This window comes from Streptomyces abyssomicinicus, assembly GCF_008974245.1.
Taxonomy (GTDB): Bacteria; Actinomycetota; Actinomycetes; order Streptomycetales; family Streptomycetaceae; genus Streptomyces; species Streptomyces abyssomicinicus.
In genome coordinates this window covers 134152-154096 of sequence record NZ_BBZI01000015.1, presented here as the reverse complement: position 1 = coordinate 154096, position 19945 = coordinate 134152, and the positions used below count along the sequence as shown (strand labels likewise).

At 73.0% G+C, this 19945-nt stretch carries 17 protein-coding genes; 3 read left to right on the top strand and 14 right to left on the bottom strand.

The window, feature by feature from the left end; genetic code table 11:
• Positions 1 to 263: 263 nt before the first annotated feature.
• The 7 genes from truB to rimP all read right to left on the bottom strand — a co-directional run bounded on the left by truB (position 264) and on the right by rimP (position 7395).
• A complete protein-coding gene (truB, locus tag GBN72_RS32350) occupies positions 264 to 1169 on the bottom strand; it encodes a tRNA pseudouridine(55) synthase TruB (protein WP_151775537.1) in 906 nt (301 codons plus the stop codon).
• Positions 1166 to 1633, bottom strand: a complete 468-nt coding sequence (rbfA, locus tag GBN72_RS32345) for a 30S ribosome-binding factor RbfA (RefSeq protein ID WP_151775536.1) — start codon at positions 1631 to 1633, stop codon at positions 1166 to 1168. Before rbfA ends, truB begins: the two co-directional genes overlap by 4 nt.
• Positions 1634 to 1675: 42 nt before the next feature.
• Positions 1676 to 1969: a DUF503 domain-containing protein gene (locus tag GBN72_RS32340; RefSeq protein ID WP_151775535.1), complete on the bottom strand. Its 294-nt coding sequence runs from the start codon at positions 1967 to 1969 to the stop codon at positions 1676 to 1678.
• Positions 1970 to 2209: 240 nt separating this feature from the next.
• Positions 2210 to 5254 carry a translation initiation factor IF-2 gene (gene infB / locus GBN72_RS32335; RefSeq protein WP_151775534.1) on the bottom strand — a complete coding sequence of 1015 codons (3045 nt, stop codon included), beginning with the start codon at positions 5252 to 5254 and terminating at the stop codon, positions 2210 to 2212.
• A 149-nt stretch (positions 5255 to 5403) separates the two neighbouring features.
• Positions 5404 to 5712 (bottom strand): YlxR family protein, encoded by a 309-nt coding sequence (locus GBN72_RS32330; protein WP_151775533.1) that lies wholly within the window; start codon positions 5710 to 5712, stop codon positions 5404 to 5406.
• Between the two features lie 190 nt (positions 5713 to 5902).
• Positions 5903 to 6895 carry a transcription termination factor NusA gene (gene nusA, locus GBN72_RS32325; protein ID WP_151775532.1) on the bottom strand — a complete coding sequence of 331 codons (993 nt, stop codon included), beginning with the start codon at positions 6893 to 6895 and terminating at the stop codon, positions 5903 to 5905.
• Positions 6896 to 6897: 2 nt separating this feature from the next.
• Positions 6898 to 7395, bottom strand: a complete 498-nt coding sequence (gene rimP, locus GBN72_RS32320; RefSeq protein ID WP_151775531.1) for a ribosome maturation factor RimP — start codon at positions 7393 to 7395, stop codon at positions 6898 to 6900.
• A gap of 289 nt (positions 7396 to 7684) precedes the next feature.
• Here rimP and GBN72_RS32315 point away from each other — a divergent pair, with 289 nt between their 5' ends.
• The 3 genes from GBN72_RS32315 to GBN72_RS32300 all read left to right on the top strand — a co-directional run bounded on the left by GBN72_RS32315 (position 7685) and on the right by GBN72_RS32300 (position 9928).
• Positions 7685 to 8269 carry a hypothetical protein gene (locus GBN72_RS32315; RefSeq protein WP_151775530.1) on the top strand — a complete coding sequence of 195 codons (585 nt, stop codon included), beginning with the start codon at positions 7685 to 7687 and terminating at the stop codon, positions 8267 to 8269.
• Between the two features lie 264 nt (positions 8270 to 8533).
• On the top strand, positions 8534 to 8971 hold the full coding sequence (locus GBN72_RS32305; RefSeq protein WP_174887241.1) for a ferritin-like domain-containing protein: 438 nt from the start codon (positions 8534 to 8536) through the stop codon (positions 8969 to 8971).
• A 51-nt stretch (positions 8972 to 9022) separates the two neighbouring features.
• The gene (locus tag GBN72_RS32300) at positions 9023 to 9928 is read left to right on the top strand and encodes an aminoglycoside phosphotransferase family protein (protein ID WP_151775529.1); all 906 of its coding nucleotides are present in this window, start codon (positions 9023 to 9025) and stop codon (positions 9926 to 9928) included.
• Positions 9929 to 10064: 136 nt separating this feature from the next.
• Here the strand turns inward: GBN72_RS32300 and GBN72_RS32295 are convergent, their stop codons facing one another.
• From GBN72_RS32295 to GBN72_RS32265, 7 genes are all read right to left on the bottom strand, one after another.
• Positions 10065 to 11759 (bottom strand): proline--tRNA ligase, encoded by a 1695-nt coding sequence (locus GBN72_RS32295; protein ID WP_151775528.1) that lies wholly within the window; start codon positions 11757 to 11759, stop codon positions 10065 to 10067.
• A 99-nt stretch (positions 11760 to 11858) separates the two neighbouring features.
• Positions 11859 to 12410 (bottom strand): GNAT family N-acetyltransferase, encoded by a 552-nt coding sequence (locus GBN72_RS32290; protein ID WP_151775527.1) that lies wholly within the window; start codon positions 12408 to 12410, stop codon positions 11859 to 11861.
• 1048 nt (positions 12411 to 13458) lie between these two features.
• Positions 13459 to 14307 (bottom strand): GNAT family N-acetyltransferase, encoded by an 849-nt coding sequence (locus tag GBN72_RS32285; protein WP_151775526.1) that lies wholly within the window; start codon positions 14305 to 14307, stop codon positions 13459 to 13461.
• A gap of 128 nt (positions 14308 to 14435) precedes the next feature.
• Entirely contained in the window at positions 14436 to 15593 is a 1158-nt protein-coding gene (ispG, locus tag GBN72_RS32280; RefSeq protein WP_151775525.1) for a flavodoxin-dependent (E)-4-hydroxy-3-methylbut-2-enyl-diphosphate synthase, read from the bottom strand.
• Positions 15594 to 15771: 178 nt separating this feature from the next.
• On the bottom strand, positions 15772 to 17052 hold the full coding sequence (locus GBN72_RS32275; RefSeq protein ID WP_164541005.1) for a site-2 protease family protein: 1281 nt from the start codon (positions 17050 to 17052) through the stop codon (positions 15772 to 15774).
• Positions 17053 to 17078: 26 nt separating this feature from the next.
• Complete coding sequence (gene dxr, locus GBN72_RS32270; protein ID WP_151775524.1) at positions 17079 to 18320, bottom strand: 1-deoxy-D-xylulose-5-phosphate reductoisomerase; 1242 nt, start codon at positions 18318 to 18320, stop codon at positions 17079 to 17081.
• A gap of 81 nt (positions 18321 to 18401) precedes the next feature.
• Complete coding sequence (locus GBN72_RS32265; protein ID WP_151775523.1) at positions 18402 to 19853, bottom strand: aldehyde dehydrogenase family protein; 1452 nt, start codon at positions 19851 to 19853, stop codon at positions 18402 to 18404.
• Positions 19854 to 19945: the final 92 nt, after the last annotated feature.

The following is a 19945-nucleotide window of genomic DNA, read 5'->3' as shown; positions in this document are numbered from 1 at the left end:
CTCCGAGCGCCCGTCCGGACGGGTGAATACGGGGGTGCGGATGGAAAGAGGTTCTCCCGGGGGAACAGAGGGGGGAAACCCGTGGAGCGGCGACGGAACGTCCCCGTGCCGCCGCCGCTCCACGGTCCCGCCCGGCGGTGCCGGGACGGGCCGTGAAACGCGCGGCGGCGCGGCTCGCGGTGACGCGGCTCGCGTGTGCTGTGGCCAGGACTGATGCCGCGAACGGTGGCGCCGCGTGCGGCGGTGCCGGCGCCCGGCGGTGCTCAGCCGAAGACGGCCAGGCTCTTGGCCTTGCCCTTCAGTGACTCGGCCAGGGCCAGGAAGGTACCGTCGGGCCCGAAGACGGCGACCGGGCCGCGGTCGGCGTACGCGTCGGGCATCTCCAGGCGTACGCCGTTGAGCAGCAGCCGGGCGCGCCGCGCGTCGACGTCCCAGCGCGGGAACGCGGCGGTGGCGGCGTCGGCCACCGGCATCACGGTCAGTTCCTTCTGGAGCTGGTCCAGCGTGCGCGCCGTGTCGATCCGGTAGGGACCGACCCGGGTGCGCCGCAGCGCGGTCAGGTGGCCGCCGACGCCCAGACCGGCGCCCAGGTCGCGGGCGAGCGCCCGGATGTAGGTGCCGGAGGAGCACACCACGGAGACGACCAGGTCGGTCACCGGGGTGCCGTCCTCGGCGACCGCCTCGCGGACGTCGTGGACCAGGAACGAGGAGACCGTCACCGGGCGGGCCGGGATGTCGAACTCCTCGCCCTCGCGGGCGCGCTTGTAGGACCGCACGCCGTTGATCTTGATGGCGCTGACCTTGGACGGGACCTGCATGATGCGGCCGGTCAGCTCGGCGACGCCCGCGTCGATGCCCTCGCGGGTGACCTTCGAGGCGTCGGTGGAGGCCGTGATCTCGCCCTCGGCGTCGTCGGTGACCGTGGTCTGGCCGAGCCGGATCGTGCCGAGGTACTCCTTCTCGGTGAGCGCCAGGTGCCCGAGAAGCTTGGTGGCCCGCTCGACGCCGAGGACCAGCACGCCGGTCGCCATCGGGTCGAGGGTGCCGGCGTGGCCGACGCGGCGGGTCTTCGCGATCCCGCGCATCTTGGCGACCACGTCGTGCGAGGTGAAGCCCGACGGCTTGTCGACGATGACAAGGCCGTCGGGCGTGGTGGTGTGCTGCGTCATTCGGCGGTTTCGTCCGTCCCGGCCGCGGTCTCGTCGTCGTCCTCGCCCGGCTTGCGGTACGGGTCCGCCTCGCCGGCGTACGCGGCTCCGGCGGACGCCTCACGCACCTTGGCGTCGGACTGCCGGGCCTTGTCGAGGAGGTCCTCGATGGTCCGGGCGGTGTCCGGCAGGGCGTCGGCGACGAAGGTGAGGGTGGGGGTGAACTTCACCCCGGCGGCGCGGCCGACCTCGGAGCGCAGGATGCCCTTGGCGCTCTCCAGTCCGGCCGCGGCGGCCTTGCGCTCCTCGTCGTCGCCGTACACCGTGTAGAAGACGGTCGCCTCCCGAAGGTCCCCGGTCACCCGGGTGTCCGTGATGGTGACGTGCGTGCCGAGCCGCGGGTCCTTGATCCCACGCTGCAGCTTCTGGGCCACCACCTCTCGGATGAGGTCCGCCAGCCTCTTCGCCCGCGCGTTGTCGGCCACTGGTCCGTCTCCCGTTCCTGTTCCTGTTCGTATCTGTGTAGATCAGTCGTCGTCGCCGTGGAACCGCCGTCTCGCGGACAGCAGTTCCACCTCCGGGCGCCCGGCGACCATCCGCTCGCAGCGGTCCAGTATGTCGGCCACGTGCGAAGCGTCCCCGGAGACCACCGCCAGGCCGATGCCGGCCCTGCGGTAGAGGTCCAGGTGGTCCACCTCGGCGGCGCTGACCGCGAACTTGCGTTGCAGGTCGGCGACGATGGGGCGGACGACGGAGCGCTTCTCCTTCAGCGAGCGTACGTCGCCGAGGAGGATGTCGAAGGACAGAGTCCCTACGTACATGGTGTTTCCGGATGACCCGCCGGTCCGGGATCGGTGGCTCCTTGAACCGTACCCCGGTTCGCGGCACCGCCGACGACTATTTACGGCGCCCCGCAGGGCACCGCGGACGGCTGCCCCGGGGAGCCCTCGGGACGTCCCGCGGGCAGCCGCCGGCGCGGCGCCGGCCGTCGTGGCCGGGCCGCGCCCACACGCCGGTGGCCGGCGGTACCGAGGTACCGCCGGCCACCGTGAGCCGTTCCCTTACGAGCGCGGCTTCTCGCGCATCTCGTACGTCGCGATGACGTCGTCGACCTTGATGTCGTTGAAGTTTCCGAGGTTGATACCACCCTCGTAGCCTTCGCGGATCTCGGTGACGTCGTCCTTGAAGCGACGCAGACCCTCGATGTTGAGGTTCTCCGCGACGACCTTGCCGTCGCGCAGCAGGCGGGCCTTGGTGTTCCGCTTGACCTCGCCGGAGCGGATGAGCACACCGGCGATGTTGCCGAGCTTGGACGAGCGGAAGACCTCGCGGATCTCCGCGGTGCCGAGCTCGACCTCCTCGTACTCCGGCTTGAGCATGCCCTTGAGGGCCGCCTCGATCTCCTCGATCGCCTGGTAGATGACCGAGTAGTACCGGACGTCCACACCCTCGCGCTCGGCCATCTGCGCGGCACGCCCCGCGGCGCGCACGTTGAAGCCGATCACGATGGCGTCGGAGCCCATCGCCAGGTCGATGTCGGACTCCGTGACCGCACCGACGCCGCGGTGCAGGACGCGGATGTCGACCTCTTCGCCGACGTCCAGCTGGAGCAGCGAGGACTCCAGGGCCTCGACCGAACCGGACGCGTCACCCTTGATGATGAGGTTGAGCTGCTGGACCTCACCGGCCTTGAGCACCTTGTCCAGGTCCTCGAGGGAGACACGGCGCGTGCGCTTGGCGAACGCCGCGTTCCGCTCGCGGGCGGCGCGCTTCTCCGCGATCTGACGGGCCGTACGGTCCTCGTCCACCACGATGAAGTTGTCGCCGGCGCCCGGGACGTTGGTCAGACCCAGCACCTGGACCGGCGTGGACGGACCCGCCTCGGCCACGTTGGCGCCGCTGTCGTCGAGCATCGCCCGCACGCGGCCGTAGGCGTCGCCCACGACCATCGTGTCGCCGACGCGGAGGGTACCGCGCTGGACGAGGACGGTGGCCACGGCACCGCGGCCGCGGTCCAGACGGGACTCGATCGCGATGCCCTGCGCGTCCTGGTGCGGGTTGGCACGCAGGTCGAGCGAGGCGTCGGCGGTCAGGACGACCGCCTCGAGCAGGCTGTCGATGTGCAGGCCCTGCTTGGCGGAGATGTCGACGAACATGGTGTCGCCGCCGTACTCCTCGGCCACCAGACCGTACTCGGTCAGCTGGCCGCGCACCTTGGTCGGGTCCGCGCCCTCGACGTCGATCTTGTTGACCGCGACCACGATCGGCACGTCGGCCGCCTTGGCGTGGTTCAGCGCCTCGACCGTCTGCGGCATGACGCCGTCGTTGGCCGCGACGACCAGGATCGCGATGTCGGTCGACCGGGCACCACGGGCACGCATGGCGGTGAACGCCTCGTGACCCGGGGTGTCGATGAAGGTGATCCGACGCTCTTCGTCGTTGACCTCGGTCGCGACCTGGTAGGCACCGATGTGCTGGGTGATGCCGCCGGCCTCGCCCGCGATGACGTTGGTCTTGCGGATCGCGTCGAGCAGTCGGGTCTTTCCGTGGTCGACGTGACCCATGACGGTGACGACCGGCGGGCGGACCACCAGGTCCTCCTCGTCGCCCTCGTCCTCGCCCCACTCGAGGTCGAAGGACTCGAGCAGCTCGCGGTCCTCCTCCTCGGGGCTGACGACCTGGAGGTTGTAGTTCATCTCGTCGGCCAGGAGCTGCAGCGTCTCGTCGGAGACGGACTGCGTCGCGGTGACCATCTCGCCGAGGTTCAGCATGACCGCGACGAGCGACGCCGGGTTGGCGTTGATCTTCTCCGCGAAGTCGGTGAGCGACGCACCACGCGACAGGCGAACGGTCTCGCCCTTGCCGCGAGGCAGCATCACGCCGCCGACCGACGGGGCCTGCATGGCCTCGTACTCCTGACGGCGCTGCCGCTTCGACTTGCGGCCACGACGCGCCGGACCGCCGGGACGGCCGAACGCACCCTGCGTGCCACCACGGCCACCGGGGCCGCCGGGACGACCGCCGAAGCCGGGACGACCGCCGAAGCCACCGCCACCGCCGCCGGGACCGCCGCCACCGGGACGACCGGCGAAGCCGCCGCCGCCACCGGGACGACCGCCGCCGCCGGGACCGGCCGGACGGCCGGCGAAGCCGCCGCCGCCCGGACGACCGCCGCCGCCGGGACGACCGGCACCCGCCGGACCGCGGCCGCCGGGGCCGCCGCCGGGACGGGGACCCGCAGCGGGACGCTGCGGCATCATGCCGGGGTTGGGACGCGGGCCGCCGGGGCCGCCGGGGCCGCCACCGGGACGGGGACCGCCCTGCGGACGGGGCATGCCGCCCGGGGTCGGACGGGCGCCACCGGGAGCCTGGGGGCGGGGACCGCCGCCCTGGCCGGGAGCCTGCGGACGCGGGCCGGCGCCGGGAGCGCCGGGACCCTGCGGGCGGGCGCCCTGCGGGCGGGGAGCCTGCGGACGCGCCATGCCGGCGTTGCCACCGGAGGTGAAGGGGTTGTTGCCCGGACGGGGACCGGCCGGACGGGCGCCCGGACGCGGAGCCTGACCACCCGGACGGGGGGCCTGGCCGGGACGGCCGCCACCCTGACCCTGGCCCTGGCCGGCCGGACGGCCGCCGGGCTTCGGGGCACCCTGGCCGGGACGCGCGCCGGAGGGGCGCGGCGCCGGGGCGGCCGGGGCGGCAGGCGGAGCGGTGAACTCCGGCTGGGCGGGAGCAGCCGGCGCGGCCGGCGGCTTCGGGCCGGGCCGCGGACCCGGCGTCGGGCGCGGACCAGGGGTCGGCGCGCCGCCCGCGGGCTTCTCCGCGGCGGGCTTGGGTGCGGCCGGCGGCTTCGGGGCAGCCGGACGCGCCGCCTGCGCCGGGGACGGCGCGGGGGCGGGCTTGGGGGCGGCCTTCTTCGCACCGGGCTTCGGGGCGGACTTGCCGCCGCCGCCCTGCTGGAAGGCGTCAGTCAGTTTGCGCACAACGGGCGCCTCGATCGTCGAGGACGCCGATCGGACGAATTCACCGAGTTCCTGGAGCTTGGCCACGACGACCTTGCTCTCTACTCCGAACTCCTTTGCGAGTTCGTATACCCGGACCTTAGCCACTTCGCTCCTTTGAGGTCCGGGTTGGAAGCCGGACCGTCGCTACTTCATGGGCGTACTCATCGCGTACTCATCGAGTGCTCATCGCAATCTCGACCTGCTTTCAGACTCGCGAGGTACCTGGGCCGCGCGGCTGCTCCGCGCGACGCTTCTTACGTTGCCGCCGAATCGGCGACGGTCATCCGTTCGACCTGCCGGCGCAGCGCCGAGGTGTCGAACGCTCCCTGGACGCGGAACGCCCGGGGGAACGCCCTACGGCGCACCGCCTGGTCGAGACAGACCACGGCGGGGTGCAGATAAGCACCCCGGCCCGGCAGCGTACCGCGATGATCGGGGACGCACTCGCCCTCGACCGCCACGATGCGCAGCAGCTCGTTCTTGGCCGCCCGCTCCCTGCACCCCACGCACGTGCGTTCAGGGCCGTACTCGGGGCGTGCTCGGGTACGCGTCCGGCCAGACACAGCTAAGTCTACCTCCCCGCGCCGACACCGGCCCGAGTGGGCGGACGTCGCACGGTCGTCTCTGTCCTGATGTCAACCGTTGACACGGCTCAAACATTCCGTGCCGCGGGTCGCACCGGTTTTCCGGTCGCCCCGCGGCCCGGGGGTCGGGCCTCCGGTCGTGCCTGGTCAGGCCTCCGGTCGGGCCTGGTCAGGCCTCCTGGCCGTCCTGCTCGGTGTCCGGACGGATGTCGATCCGCCAGCCGGTCAGACGGGCGGCGAGGCGGGCGTTCTGTCCTTCCTTGCCGATCGCCAGCGACAGCTGGTAGTCCGGCACGATGACCCGGGCGGACCGGGCGGCGAGGTCGACGACCTCCACCTTGTTCACCCGGGCGGGGGACAGCGCGTTCGCCACCATATCGGCCGGGTCGTCCGACCAGTCGACGATGTCGATCTTCTCGCCGTTGAGTTCGTTCATCACGTTGCGGACCCGGGCGCCCATCGGGCCGATGCAGGCGCCCTTGGCGTTCAGGCCGCTGCGCGTGGAGCGCACGGCGATCTTGGTGCGGTGGCCGGCCTCACGGGCGATCGCGGAGATCTCGACGCTGCCGTCGGCGATCTCCGGGACCTCCAGGGCGAACAGCTTCTTCACCAGGTTCGGGTGGGTGCGCGACAGCGTCACCGAGGGGCCGCGGACACCGCGGGCCACCCGGACGACGTACGACCGCAGCCGCGTGCCGTGCTTGTAGTCCTCGCCGGGGACCTGCTCCTGCACCGGCAGGATGGCCTCCAGCTTGCCGATGTCGACCAGGACGTTCTTGGGGTCGCGGCCCTGCTGGACGACGCCGGTGACGATGTCGCCCTCCCGCCCGGCGTACTCGCCGAGCGTCGCGTCGTCCTCGGCGTCGCGCAGCCGCTGCAGGATGACCTGCTTGGCGGTGGTCGCGGCGATCCGCCCGAAGTCGGACGGGGTGTGGTCGAAGTCGCGGGGCTCCTGCCCCTCCTCGAGCTCGTCCGGGTCCTCCTTGGCCCACACGGTCACGTGACCGGTCTCCCGGTCGAGCACGACGCGCGCGCGGCGGCGGCTTCCCTCGGTCCGGTGGTAGGCGATGAGGAGAGCCGACTCGATCGCCTCGACCAGCAGGTCGAAGGAGATCTCCTTCTCCCGCACCAAGCCCCGCAGGGCGCTCATGTCGATGTCCACGGCTACGCCTCCTCCTCGTTCTTGTTCTTGCGGCCGAACTCCACCTGGACCCGCGCCTTGGCGACGTCCGGGAAGGCGAGCCTGCGTGTGGTGGCCTTGCGGCCCTTGACACCCGGGACCTCCAGGTCGAGGCCCTCGTCGTCGACCTCCAGGATCCGCGCGACCAGTTCACCGCCCTCGGCGAGCTGGAACCGGACCAGGCGGCCGGTGGCGCGCACGTAGTGGCGGTGCTCGGTGAGGGCCCGCTCAGCACCCGGGGTGCCGACCTCGAGCGTGTACTCGGCCTCGCCCATCGCGTCCGTCTCGTCGAGCGTCGCCGAGAGCGCGCGGCTCACATCGGCGACCTGGTCGAGGTCGGCGCCGGTGTCGGAATCGACCACGACCCGCAGCACCCGCTTGCGGCCGACGGCCTCCACCTCGATCTCCTCGAGGTCGAGCCCCTGCGAGGTGACGAGCGGCTCCAGCAGCTCTCGCAGCCGCTCGCTCTGGGTGGTGCTCATCCGGGTGACTCCTCGGCCGCGTGTGCTGTTGTGGGTAGGGCGTGTGTCAGGTCAAAGGGTATCCGGTCGCGGGGGGTGTTGCCGTCCACCGGGTGTCCCGTCCGTCGTGGCGCGGCACCGGTCGTACGTGCGGGGCCAGGGCGCAGGTACGGTGATCACACATTCGTCACCGGGAGTTGACGGCGTGACGGCTCGTCGGGCATCGCGGCCGACGGTCGCGGCATCCGCCCGCAGCCCCCGCCGAACCGTCACGCCCCAGGCCCCTGCCCTTCAGCCGAGGACGCCCGCCGTGTCATCGACCCCTCCGCGCCCGCGCACCGGGCCGCGCCGCAGAACCCTGCTCGCCTCGGCGGCGGGAGCGGCCTCCGCGCTGCTCGCCGCCTGTTCCGCCGACTCCTCCCCCGGCCGCGCCGCCGCCGTGCGGACCCCGACGGCCGACGAGCGGGCGCTGACCCGCGCCGTGACGGACAGCGCCGAACTCGCGTCCGTCTACGACGCGGTGCTGGCCGCCCATCCCGGGTTGGCGGCCCGGCTGACGCCGCTGCGGGACGCGGTGCTGCGGCACGCGGACGCCTGCGGGGAGCGCGCCGGGACGGCAGCCTCACCCTCGCCGTCTCCGTCTCCGTCTCCGCCTCGATCGGCGGCCGGGAAGCCCTCGGGGGCGGCATCCGGCCCGCCGTCGTCGCCAACGCCGTCGGTACCGGCGGTGCCGGCCGACGAGAAGGGCGCGCTGGGTTCGCTGGCGGACGCCGAGCAGGAGCTGTCCACGCGCCGCACCCGCGACCTGGCCAGGCTCGGCGGCGAGGCGGCCCGGCTGCTGGCCTCGGTCGCCGCGGCCGGGGCGGTCCACGTGTACCTGCTGAGGAACGGCTGACGCGATGACGGGGCCGGAAGGCACCGAGGCGGTCAGGAAACCCGCGAGACCCGGACGGTCCGGGAGATCCGCGGGGCCGGGGTGGTCCGGAAGGCCCGCCTGGCCCGGGAGGACCACAAGGCCAGGGCGGTCCGGAAGGACCGCGAGGACCGCGAGGACCGCGAAGCTCGGGTGGTCCGGGAGACCGACGAGGCCCGAGTGGCCCGGGAGGTCCGGGAGGCTCGGGAGGCCCGGGAAGCTCGAGAGGTCCGGGTGGTCCGGGAGATGCAGGAGATACAGGAGGTCGGGATGAGTCTGGAGGCCACGCAGGCAGCCCTGCGGGCGGAGCACGCGGCGGTCTACGGCTACGGCGTGGTCGGCGGCCGGGTCGGCGACGACCGGCGGTCGGAGGCCCGTGAGGCGTTCGAGGCGCACCGGGCCCGCCGGGACGACCTGTTCCGGGCCGTGCGCGACCTGGGGGCGGAGCCGGCGGCCGCGGAGGCGGCGTACGCGCTGCCGTTCGAGGTGCCGGACGGGGCGGCGGCGGTGCGGCTGGCGGCCGAACTGGAGGACCGGCTGGCCGGCGTCTACGCCGACCTGGTGCGGGCCGGCGAGGGCGAACGGCGCCGGGCGGCGGCCGACGCGCTGCGGGACGCGGCGGTCCGGGCGGCCCGCTGGCGGGACGGCGGCGTAGCCTTCCCTGGGCTCGCGGAAATGACGTGACCCGGGGCCCCGGCACGTGGGCCCGTCGCGAAGAAGGGGAACGACTCGCGCATGGCTTTCGAACCGCCGCCACGTCTGGTCCGGGCACTGGCGGAGACGAACGGCGCCGACGACTGGCTGCGCGGGCTGCCCGACGCCGTGGACGGGGCGGTGGGCCGGCTGGGCCTGGACGTGGAGCGGGTGCAGGTACCGGGCGGGCGGAGCTCGCTGGTGGTGCTGGTGCGGCGCGCGGACGGCTCCCCGGCCGTGCTCAAGCTGATTCCGCCGCGGTCGCGGCCGGCCAGCGAGCGGGTGGCGCTGGCGCACTGGCACGGGCTGGGCGCGGCGCAGTTGCTGGAATCCGAGCCGTCGGCGGGTGAGGGCGTGCTGCTCCTGGAGCGGCTGAACCCGGACGTCTCGGTGCGGACCCTGCCGGAGGCGAAGGCGCTGCTGGAGGGCGCGGCGACGCTGCGGCGGCTGTGGGTCGAGCCGCCGGCCGGTCACGTCTTCGAGACGGTCGAGGAGCGCACGGGGCGGCAGGCCGAGGCGATGCGGGCGAGCGTCGCGGGCCCTGACGACGAGGCGGCCGGCCTGGTGGACACCGCGCTGGGGCTGCGGGCGGACCTTCTGGCGGATCCGCCGGAGCGGCTGCTGCTGCACGGGACGTTCCGCCAGAGCAAGGTCCTGGGCGGCGAGCGGATGCCGTGGCTGGCGGTCGGTCCGGACCCTGTGGTCGGCGAGTGCGCGTTCGACCTGGCACGGCTGGTGCGGGACCGGGTCGAGGACCTGATCGCGATGCCCTCGGGCGCGGCGACGACCCGACGGCGGGTGAAGCGGCTCGCGGAGTCGCTGGAGGTGGACCGCGAGCGGTTGCGGGGGTGGACGGTGTTCCGCGCGGTCGAGTCGGGGCTGCGGGCGCGGCGGGTCGGTCGTGACCGCGACGCGGACTGGCTGCTGGAGTTCGCCACCTGGCTGTGACAGCCGCGGTGACCGCCCCGGCGGCGCCTTGGCGCCGGGGCGGTCACCGGGGGCCGGGCGCGGCAACGGCGAAGGGCACGGCACGGGCGGCAGAAGGCCCCGTGCCGCGCCCTTCAGGTGCGGACCACGCCGCGGGTTACGCCGTGAGGCGGGCGATCGCCTCGGCGACGGGGAGTTCCTCGCGCTCGCCCGTGCGGCGGTCCTTCAGCTCGACGACGCCCTCCGCGGTGCGGCGTCCCGCGACCAGGATCTTGGGGACCCCGATCAGCTCCGCGTCGGTGAACTTCACGCCCGGGGAGACACCGGCGCGGTCGTCCACCAGCACGCGCACCCCCTTGGCGGCGAGTTGCTCGGACACCTCCAGCGCCAGCTCCGTCTGCGCGGCCTTGCCCGCGGCGACCACGTGGACGTCCGCGGGGGCGACCTCGGCCGGCCAGCACAGGCCCTTGTCGTCGGCGGTCTGCTCGGCCAGTGCCGCCACCGCGCGGGTGACGCCGACGCCGTAGGACCCCATGGTGACCCGGACCGGCTTGCCGTTCTGGCCCAGCACGTCCAGCTTCATCGCGTCGGTGTACTTGCGGCCCAGCTGGAAGATGTGGCCGATCTCGATGGCACGGTCCAGCTTGAGGCCGGTGCCGCAGTTGGGGCAGGGGTCGCCCTCCTGGACCACCACGACGTCCACGTACGCGTCGACCTCGAAGTCACGGCCGGCGACGACGTTCTTCGCGTGGGTGTGCGCCTTGTTGGCGCCGGTGATCCACGCGGTGCCGGGGGCGACCCGCGGGTCGGCGATGTACGTGACCTTCTCCAGGCCCTGGGGGCCGACGTAGCCGCGGACCAGGTCCTCCCGGCCGGTGAAGTCCTCGGCGGTGACCAGCTCCACCGCGGCCGGGGCGAAGTGCGCCTCGACCTTGCCGAGGTCGACCTCGCGGTCGCCCGGCACGCCCACCGCGACGATCTCCCCGTCGACCTTGACCAGCAGGTTCTTCAGGGTGGCGGAGGCCGGCACGCCCAGCGAGGCGGCCAGCGTCTCGATGGTGGGGGTGTCCGGGGTGGGGATCTCCTCCAGGGCGGGCACGGCGGAGCCGTCGACCGGCTTCAGCGCGTAGGAGACCGCCTCGGTGTTGGCCGCGAAGTCGCAGTTCGGGCAGTCGGCGAAGGTGTCCTCGCCGGCCTCGGCGGGGGCCAGGAACTCCTCCGACTTGGAGCCGCCCATGGCGCCGGCCGTGGCGGCGCAGATGCGGTAGTCGAGGCCGAGACGGGCGAAGATCCGCTGGTAGGCCTCGCGGTGCAGGGCGTACGACTGGGCCAGTCCCTCGTCCTCGGTGTCGAAGGAGTACGAGTCCTTCATCATGAACTCGCGCCCGCGCAGCACGCCGGCCCGCGGGCGGGCCTCGTCGCGGAACTTGTTCTGGATCTGGTAGAGGATGACCGGCAGGTCCTTGTAGGAGGACGCCTGGTCCTTCACCAGCAGCGTGAAGATCTCCTCGTGGGTGGGGCCGAGGAGGTAGTCGCCGCCCTTGCGGTCCTGGAGACGGAACAGCTCCTGGCCGTACTCGTCCCAGCGGCCGGTGGCGTCGTAGGGCTCACGCGGCAGGAGGGCGGGCAGCAGCACCTCCTGGGCGCCGATGGCGTCCATCTCCTCGCGGACGATCCGCTCGACGTTGGAGAGGACCTTCTTGCCGAGCGGCAGCCAGGACCAGACACCGGCGGCGGTGCGGCGGACGTAACCGGCGCGGACGAGCAGCTTGTGGCTGAGGACCTCGGCGTCGGCCGGGTCGTCGCGCAGGGTCTTCGCCATCAACCGGGACATGCGCTGGACCTGGGCCATGTTTATTACTCCTGCTGCGTAAGGGTGATGGCCCCGAGGTTAGCCGGGCGGCGCGCGGCGGCGGAAATCGGTTTGCCCCCCGACGGGTGTTCGGGCCGGCTATCCGCGGCGCAGGGGCAGCGGCGCGCCCATCACGGCGTAGGGGACGGTGGCGCTGGGGAAGTGCACGCGGCGGGCCAGGTCGGTGTAGCCCAGGGTGCGGTAGAGGCGGCGCGCGGGGCTCTCGTGGTCGATGGCGGAGAGGATCGACCGGGGCTGCTCCGCGCCGTCGGTGATGGCGGTGATCAGCGCGCGTCCGATGCCCTGCTTCTGGTGGAGGGGGTGGACGTGCAGCTCGGTGATCACGAAGGAGTCGTCCAGCCAGGCGTCGTTGCCCAGCGCCCGGAGGTAGGGCTCGACCACGGTGGACCACCAGTGGGAGCGGTGGTTGGGCATCCCGTAGACGAACCCGGCGAGCCGTCCGCCGGGGGTGGTCGCGCCGAGGGCGCGGGCACCGGGGAGGGTCATGTGGCGCTGGACGATCTGCCTGCGTACCGCGATCTCGTCGTCGCCGAGTCCGAACGCCTCGGCCTGCACGGCGAGCGCCTCGTCGACCCGTGCCGACAGGTCGAGGGGGGCGATGACGACGGGGCCGGAGGGCGTGTGCGGCATGTCGGGAGAGTACCCGCTGACCGCCGGTAGGGATCCGCCGGATCCGGACCGCACGTAACGGGCCCGTGCCGGGCGGTGGGATCCGGCGCCCGGCACGCGGTGAAGCGAACCGTCCGATGCCCCGAGGCGGAAGCCGGCACCCCGACCCGAGGCGCCGCGCCCCCCGGCCGAGGCGCCGCGAAGCCGAAGGCGCGGAACCCAAGCCGGAAGGCGACGCGAACCCCAAGGCCCCGGGCACCCGGCCGAAGGCAGCACCGAGGCCAAGTCACCCTGCACCCGGCCGAGGGGGCGCGCGAAGCCGCAGGAGATCCAGCACCCGCCCGACGGCAGCACCGAGCACAAGGAACCCAACGCCCGGCCGGAGGCAGCGCCAAGCCCACGGCACCAAGCACCCGGCCGGCAGCAGCACCGAGCCCAGGTCACCCGGCACCCGACCGAAGACAGCACTGAGGCCTAGTCACCGGGCACCGGGCAGCGCCCAGCCGAGGACACGGGCACCTGGCCCAGGCGGCGCGAAGCCGAAGGCGCCGAACCCAAACCGGAAGGCGACGCGAACCCCAAGGCCCCGGGCACCCGGCCGAGGGCACAAGCCCAGAACCCCGGGCACCGGACCGAGGGCAGCGCCCAGCCGAGGACACGGGCACCTGGCCCAGGCAGCACCAAGCCGAAGGCGCCGAACCCAAACCGGAAGGCGACGCGAACCCCAAGGCCCCGGGCACCCGGCCGAAGGCAGCACCAAGCCCAGAACCCCGGGCAGCCGGCACCCCGCACCCCGCACCCGGCACCCGGCACCCGGCACCCGGCACCCGACCAAAGACAGCACTGAGGCCAAGTCACCCGGCACCGGCCGAGGCGGCACGAAACCCAGGGCACCGGGCACCGGACCGAGGGCAGCGCCCAGCCGAGGACACGGGCACCTGGCCCAGGCAGCACCAAGCCGAAGGCACCCGGCCCCCGCCGAAGGCGGCCCCAGCCGAGGACGCCCGGCACCCGACCAACGGCGGCCCCGACCAACGGCGGCCCCCAGCCGAAAGGGCGGCGGCCCGCGTCAGAAGAGGACGCTCATGAACGTGCCGGTCTCGCGGAAGCCGACGCGCCGGTAGGTGGCGCGCGCCGGGGCGTTGAAGTCGTTGACGTAGAGGCTGGCCACCGGCGCCACGTCGCTCAGCGCGTACCGCAGGACCGCGGCCATGCCGGGCGCCGCGCGGCCCTTCCCTCGGTACTCGGGGGCCACCCAGACGCCCTGGATCTGGCAGGCCTGCGGGGTGGCGGCGCCGATCTCGGCCTTGAAGACGACCTTGCCCTCGTCGTCGACGTGGGCGAAGGAGCGCCCGGTGGCGACGAGTTCGGCGACCCGGGCCTGGTAGAGGAGCCCGCCGTCACCGGCCAGCGGGGAGACCCCGACCTCCTCGGTGAACATGGCGACGCAGGCCGGGAGGATGGTCTCCATCTCGTCCTTGCGGATGCGCCGCACCCGCGGGTCCGGCGCCACATCGTCCGGCATCCGGTCGGTGACCATCAGCGGCTGGCGGGCGCGCACCTCGCGGGCGGGGCCCCAGTGCGGTTCCAGGAGCCGCCAGAGCGCGGCGGTCGACTCGGCGGGGCCCACGATGGAGGAGCAGCGCCGCCCGGCCCGGCGCGCGCGGTCGGCGAAGGCCCGCACGGCGCGGGGGGTGGCGCAGATGGGGACCAGGTTGGCGCCCGCGTAGCAGAGCGAGGTGAGGACGCCGTCCTCGTACCAGCCCCACATCTCGCCGCCCAGGCGCCACGGGTCCAGCCCGGCGACCCGGACGCGCGCGGCCACGAAGGCGTTCGCGACCGGCTCGCGGTCGAGGACCGCGAGCGCCGCGTGCAGGTCGTCGGGTTCCAGAACCCTGGTGGTCGTCTGGGTCAACACGGGGAGGGCCTCGCCATATGATCTGCTGGTTTCCGCCACTGTATCGGCCTCCCGGCGGACCTGCCGCCGGGTCCCCACAGGGTCGCGGATCCCTCCCCGGTGCCCCGTGGCGGGGCGGGGGAATCCGGTCAGCCGGCGACCGAGACGGAGGGCTCGCCGGAGATGACGCCGTCGGCCTCCATCTGCGCGGCCAGCTTCATGGCCTCCTCGATCAGGGTCTCCACGATCTTGGACTCGGGCACGGTCTTGATGACCTCGCCCTTGACGAAGATCTGGCCCTTGCCGTTGCCGGAGGCGACGCCGAGGTCGGCCTCGCGGGCCTCGCCCGGACCGTTCACCACACAGCCCATGACGGCGACCCGGAGCGGGACCTCCATACCGGTCAGGCCGGCGGTGACCTCCTCGGCCAGCTTGTAGACGTCCACCTGGGCGCGGCCGCAGGACGGGCAGGAGACGATCTCCAGGGTCCGCTGGCGGAGGTTGAGCGACTCGAGGATCTTGATGCCGACCTTGATCTCCTCGACCGGGGGCGCGGAGAGCGAGACGCGGATGGTGTCGCCGATGCCCTGCGAGAGGAGCGCGCCGAAGGCGACGGCGGACTTGATGGTGCCCTGGAAGGCGGGGCCGGCCTCGGTGACACCGAGGTGCAGCGGGTAGTCGCACTGCTCGGCGAGCTGACGGTAGGCCTCGATCATCACGACCGGGTCGTTGTGCTTGACCGAGATCTTGATGTCGCGGAAGTCGTGCTCCTCGAAGAGGGACGCCTCCCACAGGGCGGACTCGACCAGGGCCTCGGGCGTCGCCTTGCCGTACTTCTTCAGCAGCCGCTGGTCGAGGGAACCGGCGTTGACGCCGATGCGGATCGGCGTGCCGTGCTCCTTGGCGACCTGGGCGATCTCCTTGACCTTGTCGTCGAACTGCTTGATGTTGCCGGGGTTGACGCGCACCGCGGCGCAGCCCGCCTCAATGGCGGCGAAGACGTACTTCGGCTGGAAATGGATGTCGGCGATGACGGGGATCTGCGACTTGCGCGCGATCACCGACAGCGCGTCGGCGTCGTCCTGCGTGGGACAGGCCACCCGCACGATCTGGCAGCCGGAGGCCGTCAGCTCGGCGATCTGCTGGAGGGTGGCGCCGATGTCGGAGGTCCGGGTGGTCGTCATGGACTGCACCGAGACCGGAGCGTCACCGCCCACCGCCACCGTTCCGACCTGGATCTGCCGGCTCTTCCGGCGTTCGGCGACCTTGGTCGGAACGGACGGCATGCCGAGTGAAATCGCAGTCATCTGCTGTGCAACCCCATGGTGTGGTCAAGATCGAGGCGTATCAACAAGCTCGAAACCCCGGTGGGCTCCGGGATCCGAGATTACGGCACCGCCCGGCGGCCCGGCACGCCCGCTCCGATCAAATCCACACGATGGAGGACGGACCTGAGAAAACCGGACGGCCGGGCCGGAGGGACGGTCAGGAGATACGGACCGGGTTCACCACGTCCGCGATGCCCACCAGCAACGTGAAGCAGACGAACACCGCGGCCACCACGTACGCGGCCGGCATGAGCTTGGCCACGTCGAACGGGCCGGGGTCCGGCCGCCGGAAGACCCGTGCGACGTTCCGCCGTACGGACTCCCAGAGCGCTCCCGCGATGTGCCCGCCGTCCAGCGGGAGCAGCGGGAGCATGTTGAAGAGGAACAGCGACAGGTTGAAGCCGGCCACCACGAAGACGAAGCCCGCGACCTGCTGGCTGGCCGGGATGTCGAGGGTGACGATCTCGCCGCCCACCCGGGCCGCGCCGATCACGCCCATCGGGGAGTCGTCCTCGCGCGGTCCGTCGCCGAAGGCGGCGTCCCACAGGGCGGGGATCTTGGAGGGGAGGGCGATCAGCCCGTCGAAGGCGTCCTCGACCCGGTCGCCCATCCAGACGATCGAATCGCCGAAGTCCTGGCGGAACACGCCGCTCGCGGGGGCGAAGCCGAGGAAGCCGGCGTTGACGTACTCGCCGCGGACCGGCATGCCGCGGTCGTCCTTCTTGATCACCTTGTTGGTGGTGATGTCGGCCTGCAGGGTGAGCCGCTCGCCCTTGCGGTCGACGACGATCGGGACGTCCTGCTGACCGGCGCGGACGCGGATGGCGTCGGAGAGGTCGTTCCACTCCGTGGTGTTCACGCCGCCCACGGAGAGGATCCGGTCGCCGGCCCGCAGCCCGGCGGCGGCCGCGGGCGCGGCGGGGTCGCCGGCCTTGCAGTCGTCGCGCTGCTCGCTGGCGGCGATCACGCACTTCTGCACGGAGCTGACCACGTTGGTCTCCTCACGGATGCCGAAGCCCATGAGGTAGACGAAGAACAGCGCGATCGCCAGGATCAGGTTCATGAACGGCCCGGCGAACATCACGATCACGCGCTTCCACGGCGTGCGCGTGTAGAACATCCGGGTCTCGTCGCCGGGGCGGATCTCCTCGTAGGCCGCCGAGCGGGCGTCCTCGATCATGCCCCGCCAGGGCGAGGTGGAGCGGGCCTCGACGCGGCCGTCCTTGCCGGGCGGGAACATGCCGATCATGCGGATGTAGCCGCCGAGCGGGATGGCCTTGATCCCGTACTCGGTCTCGCCCTTCTTCCGCGACCAGATCGTCGGCCCGAAGCCGACCATGTACTGCGGGACGCGCACGCCGAAGAGCTTGGCGGTCGACAGGTGGCCCAGCTCGTGCCACGCGATCGAGACCAGCAGTCCCACGAAGAAGATGACCATGCCGAGCACGGTCAACAAGATGGTCGTCACCCTCGCGCCTCCGCGCTCGTCAGTTCCCTCGCCCGGGCCCGCGCCCAGGTCTCCGCCTCGAGGACGTCGGGCAGGGTCAGGGAAGTTCCCGTCCTCGGCGTGCCGTGCTCCTCGACCACCCGGACGACGGTGTCCATGATGGCGGTGAACGGCAGCCGGCCCGCCAGGAACGCCTCGACGCACTCCTCGTTGGCGGCATTGAACACGGCCGGGGCCGTCCCCGCGAGCTCGCCGACGTGCCGGGCGAGGTTCACGGCCGGGAAGGCCTCGTCGTCGAGCGGGAAGAACTCCCAGGTGGAGGCCTTCGACCAGTCGAAGGCGGGGGCCGCGTCCGGGATCCGCTCGGGCCAGCCGACGCCGATGGCGATCGGCCCCCGCATGTCCGGCGGGGTGGCCTGGGCCAGCGTGGACCCGTCGGTGAACTCGACCATGGAGTGCACGTACGACTGCGGGTGGACCACGACCTCGATGCGGTCGAAGGGGATGTCGTAGAGCAGGTGCGCCTCGATCACCTCCAGGCCCTTGTTGACCAGGGTCGCGGAGTTGACGGTGATCACCGGGCCCATGGCCCAGGTGGGGTGCGCCAGCGCGTCCTCGACGGTGACGTGCGCCAGCTCCGCCTTGGTCCGCCCGCGGAACGGGCCGCCGGAGGCGGTCACCACCAGCTTGCGGACGTCGGCGCGGGTGCCCGCGGCCAGTGCCTGGAAGAGCGCGGCGTGCTCGGAGTCGACCGGGATGATCTGCCCCGGCTTGGCGACCGCCTTGACCAGCGGGCCGCCCACGATCAGGGACTCCTTGTTGGCCAGGGCCAGCGTCCGCCCCGCCTCCAGGGCGGCCAGCGTGGGGGCCAGGCCGATCGAGCCGGTGATGCCGTTGAGCACCGTGTGGCACGGGGACGCCGCGACCTCGGTGGCGGCGTCCGGGCCCGACAGGATCTCCGGCAGCGGCTCGTCGCCGTACCGCGCGGCCAGCGCCTCGCGCAGCTCCGCGGCCTTGTCCGCCCGCGCCACCGCCACGGTCCGCACCCGCAGCCGGTGCGCCTGCTCGGCGAGCAGGTCGACCCGCCCGCCGGCGGCGGACAGCGCGGTCACCCGGAAGCGGTCCGGGTTGCGGAGCACGAGGTCGATGGCCTGGGTGCCGATCGACCCGGTGGAGCCGAGGATCACCACGTCCCTCGGCCCGTCGGACGGGTCGAAGACGAGATGCGGGTCGGCGAGCGGAGCTGGGCTGTCAGTCATCCCCCCATTGTGGCCCCCGGCACCACGCGCCGGAGCCCGCCCTCGTGTGAAACGGGGCGGGCTCCGTGGACGGCCGGGCCGCTAGAGCGCCAGTCCGGTCAGGACCATGACGCGCTCGTAGGTGTAGTCGTCCATCGCGTAACGGACGCCCTCGCGGCCGACGCCGGACTGCTTGGCGCCGCCGTACGGCATCTGGTCGGCGCGGTAGGACGGCACGTCGCCGATGATCACGCCGCCGACCTCGAGCGCGCGGTGGGCGCGGAACGCCGTCCGGAGGTCGTGCGTGAAGACGCCGGCCTGGAGGCCGTAGGGCGAGTCGTTGACTGCGGCGAAGGCCGCCTCCTCGCCCTCGGTCCGCTGCACGGTCAGCACCGGGCCGAAGACCTCCTCGCAGGAGAGCGTGACGCCCTCGGGCACGTCGGCCAGCACGGTCGGCGCGTAAGTGGCCCCGTCGCGGGCGCCGCCGGTGAGCAGCTCGGCGCCGGCCTTCACGGCCTCGTCGACCCAGGCCTCGACGCGCCGGGCCGCGTCCTCGCTGACCAGCGGGCCCACGTCGGTGGCGTCGTCGGCCGGGTCGCCGGTGACCTGGGCCCGGACCTTCTCGACGATCAGGGGGACCAGGCGGTCGTAGACGGCCGCGTCGGCGATCACCCGCTGCACCGAGATGCAGGACTGGCCGCCCTGGTAGTTGGAGAAGGTGGCGATCCGGGTGGCGGCCCACTCGAGGTCCTCGTCGCCCGCCCAGTCCGGGAGGACCACGGCGGCGGCGTTGCCGCCGAGCTCCAGCGTGCAGTGCTTGCGGGGCACGCTGTCGCGGATGGACCAGCCCACGGGGCCGGAACCGGTGAAGGAGATGACCGGCAGGCGCTCGTCCTGCACCAGCGCGGGCATCCGGTCGTTGGGCACGGTCAGCACGGACCAGGAGCCGGCCGGCAGGTCGGTCTCGGCGAGGATCTCGCCGAGGACCAGGGAGGAGATCGGGGTGGCCGGCGCGGGCTTGAGAATGATCGGCGCGCCGACGGCGATGGCCGGGGCCACCTTGTGGGCGCTCAGGTTGAGCGGGAAGTTGAACGGCGCGATGCCCAGCACGGGGCCGCGCGGGACACGGCGGGTGAGGGCGAGACGGCCGGTGCCGCCCTGGTCGGTGTCGAGCCGCTGCGCCTCGCCCGCGTTCCAGCGGCGGGCCTCCTCGGCGGCGAGCCGGAAGACGGAGATCGCCCGGCCGACCTCACCGCGGGCCCACTTGACCGGCTTGCCGTTCTCGGCGGAGATCAGCCGCGCGATCTCCTCGGTGCGCTCGGTGAGGCGGCGGGCCACGTGGTCGAGGGCTGCGGCGCGGACGTGCGCCGGGGTGGCGGCGAACTCGTCCCGCACGGCGTGGGCGGCGGCGACGGCCTCCTCCACCTGGGCCTCGGTGGGGACGCTGACGGTGCCGACGGTCCGGCCGTCCCCGACTCGGTAGGGATTCGTGACGTCGAACGTCTCGTCGCCGGTGGCCTCGCGGCCGGCGACCCAGAAGGCGTGGGTGGTCATGCGTCCACGTTAGGCCGGACGGGGACGGGGCCGACCTGGCCACCGTGGAGCGGCATGGTGTGCCTTTGCTCCAGAGAGGCGCACGCCTCTGC

Excerpts from the sequence above, each read along its gene's own strand:
- GBN72_RS32265 (WP_151775523.1), bottom strand. The coding sequence starts at position 19,853 with ATGACCACCCACGCCTTCTGGGTCGCCGGCCGCGAGGCCACCGGCGAC.
- GBN72_RS32340 (WP_151775535.1), bottom strand. The coding sequence starts at position 1,969 with ATGTACGTAGGGACTCTGTCCTTCGACATCCTCCTCGGCGACGTACGC.
- GBN72_RS32275 (WP_164541005.1), bottom strand. The coding sequence starts at position 17,052 with ATGGTCATCTTCTTCGTGGGACTGCTGGTCTCGATCGCGTGGCACGAG.
- ispG (WP_151775525.1), bottom strand. The coding sequence starts at position 15,593 with ATGACTGCGATTTCACTCGGCATGCCGTCCGTTCCGACCAAGGTCGCC.
- GBN72_RS32290 (WP_151775527.1), bottom strand. The coding sequence starts at position 12,410 with ATGCCGCACACGCCCTCCGGCCCCGTCGTCATCGCCCCCCTCGACCTG.
- GBN72_RS32295 (WP_151775528.1), bottom strand. The coding sequence starts at position 11,759 with ATGGCCCAGGTCCAGCGCATGTCCCGGTTGATGGCGAAGACCCTGCGC.
- rimP (WP_151775531.1), bottom strand. The coding sequence starts at position 7,395 with ATGAGCACCACCCAGAGCGAGCGGCTGCGAGAGCTGCTGGAGCCGCTC.
- GBN72_RS32305 (WP_174887241.1), top strand. The coding sequence starts at position 8,534 with ATGCAGGAGATACAGGAGGTCGGGATGAGTCTGGAGGCCACGCAGGCA.
- truB (WP_151775537.1), bottom strand. The coding sequence starts at position 1,169 with ATGACGCAGCACACCACCACGCCCGACGGCCTTGTCATCGTCGACAAG.
- GBN72_RS32300 (WP_151775529.1), top strand. The coding sequence starts at position 9,023 with ATGGCTTTCGAACCGCCGCCACGTCTGGTCCGGGCACTGGCGGAGACG.
- dxr (WP_151775524.1), bottom strand. The coding sequence starts at position 18,320 with ATGACTGACAGCCCAGCTCCGCTCGCCGACCCGCATCTCGTCTTCGAC.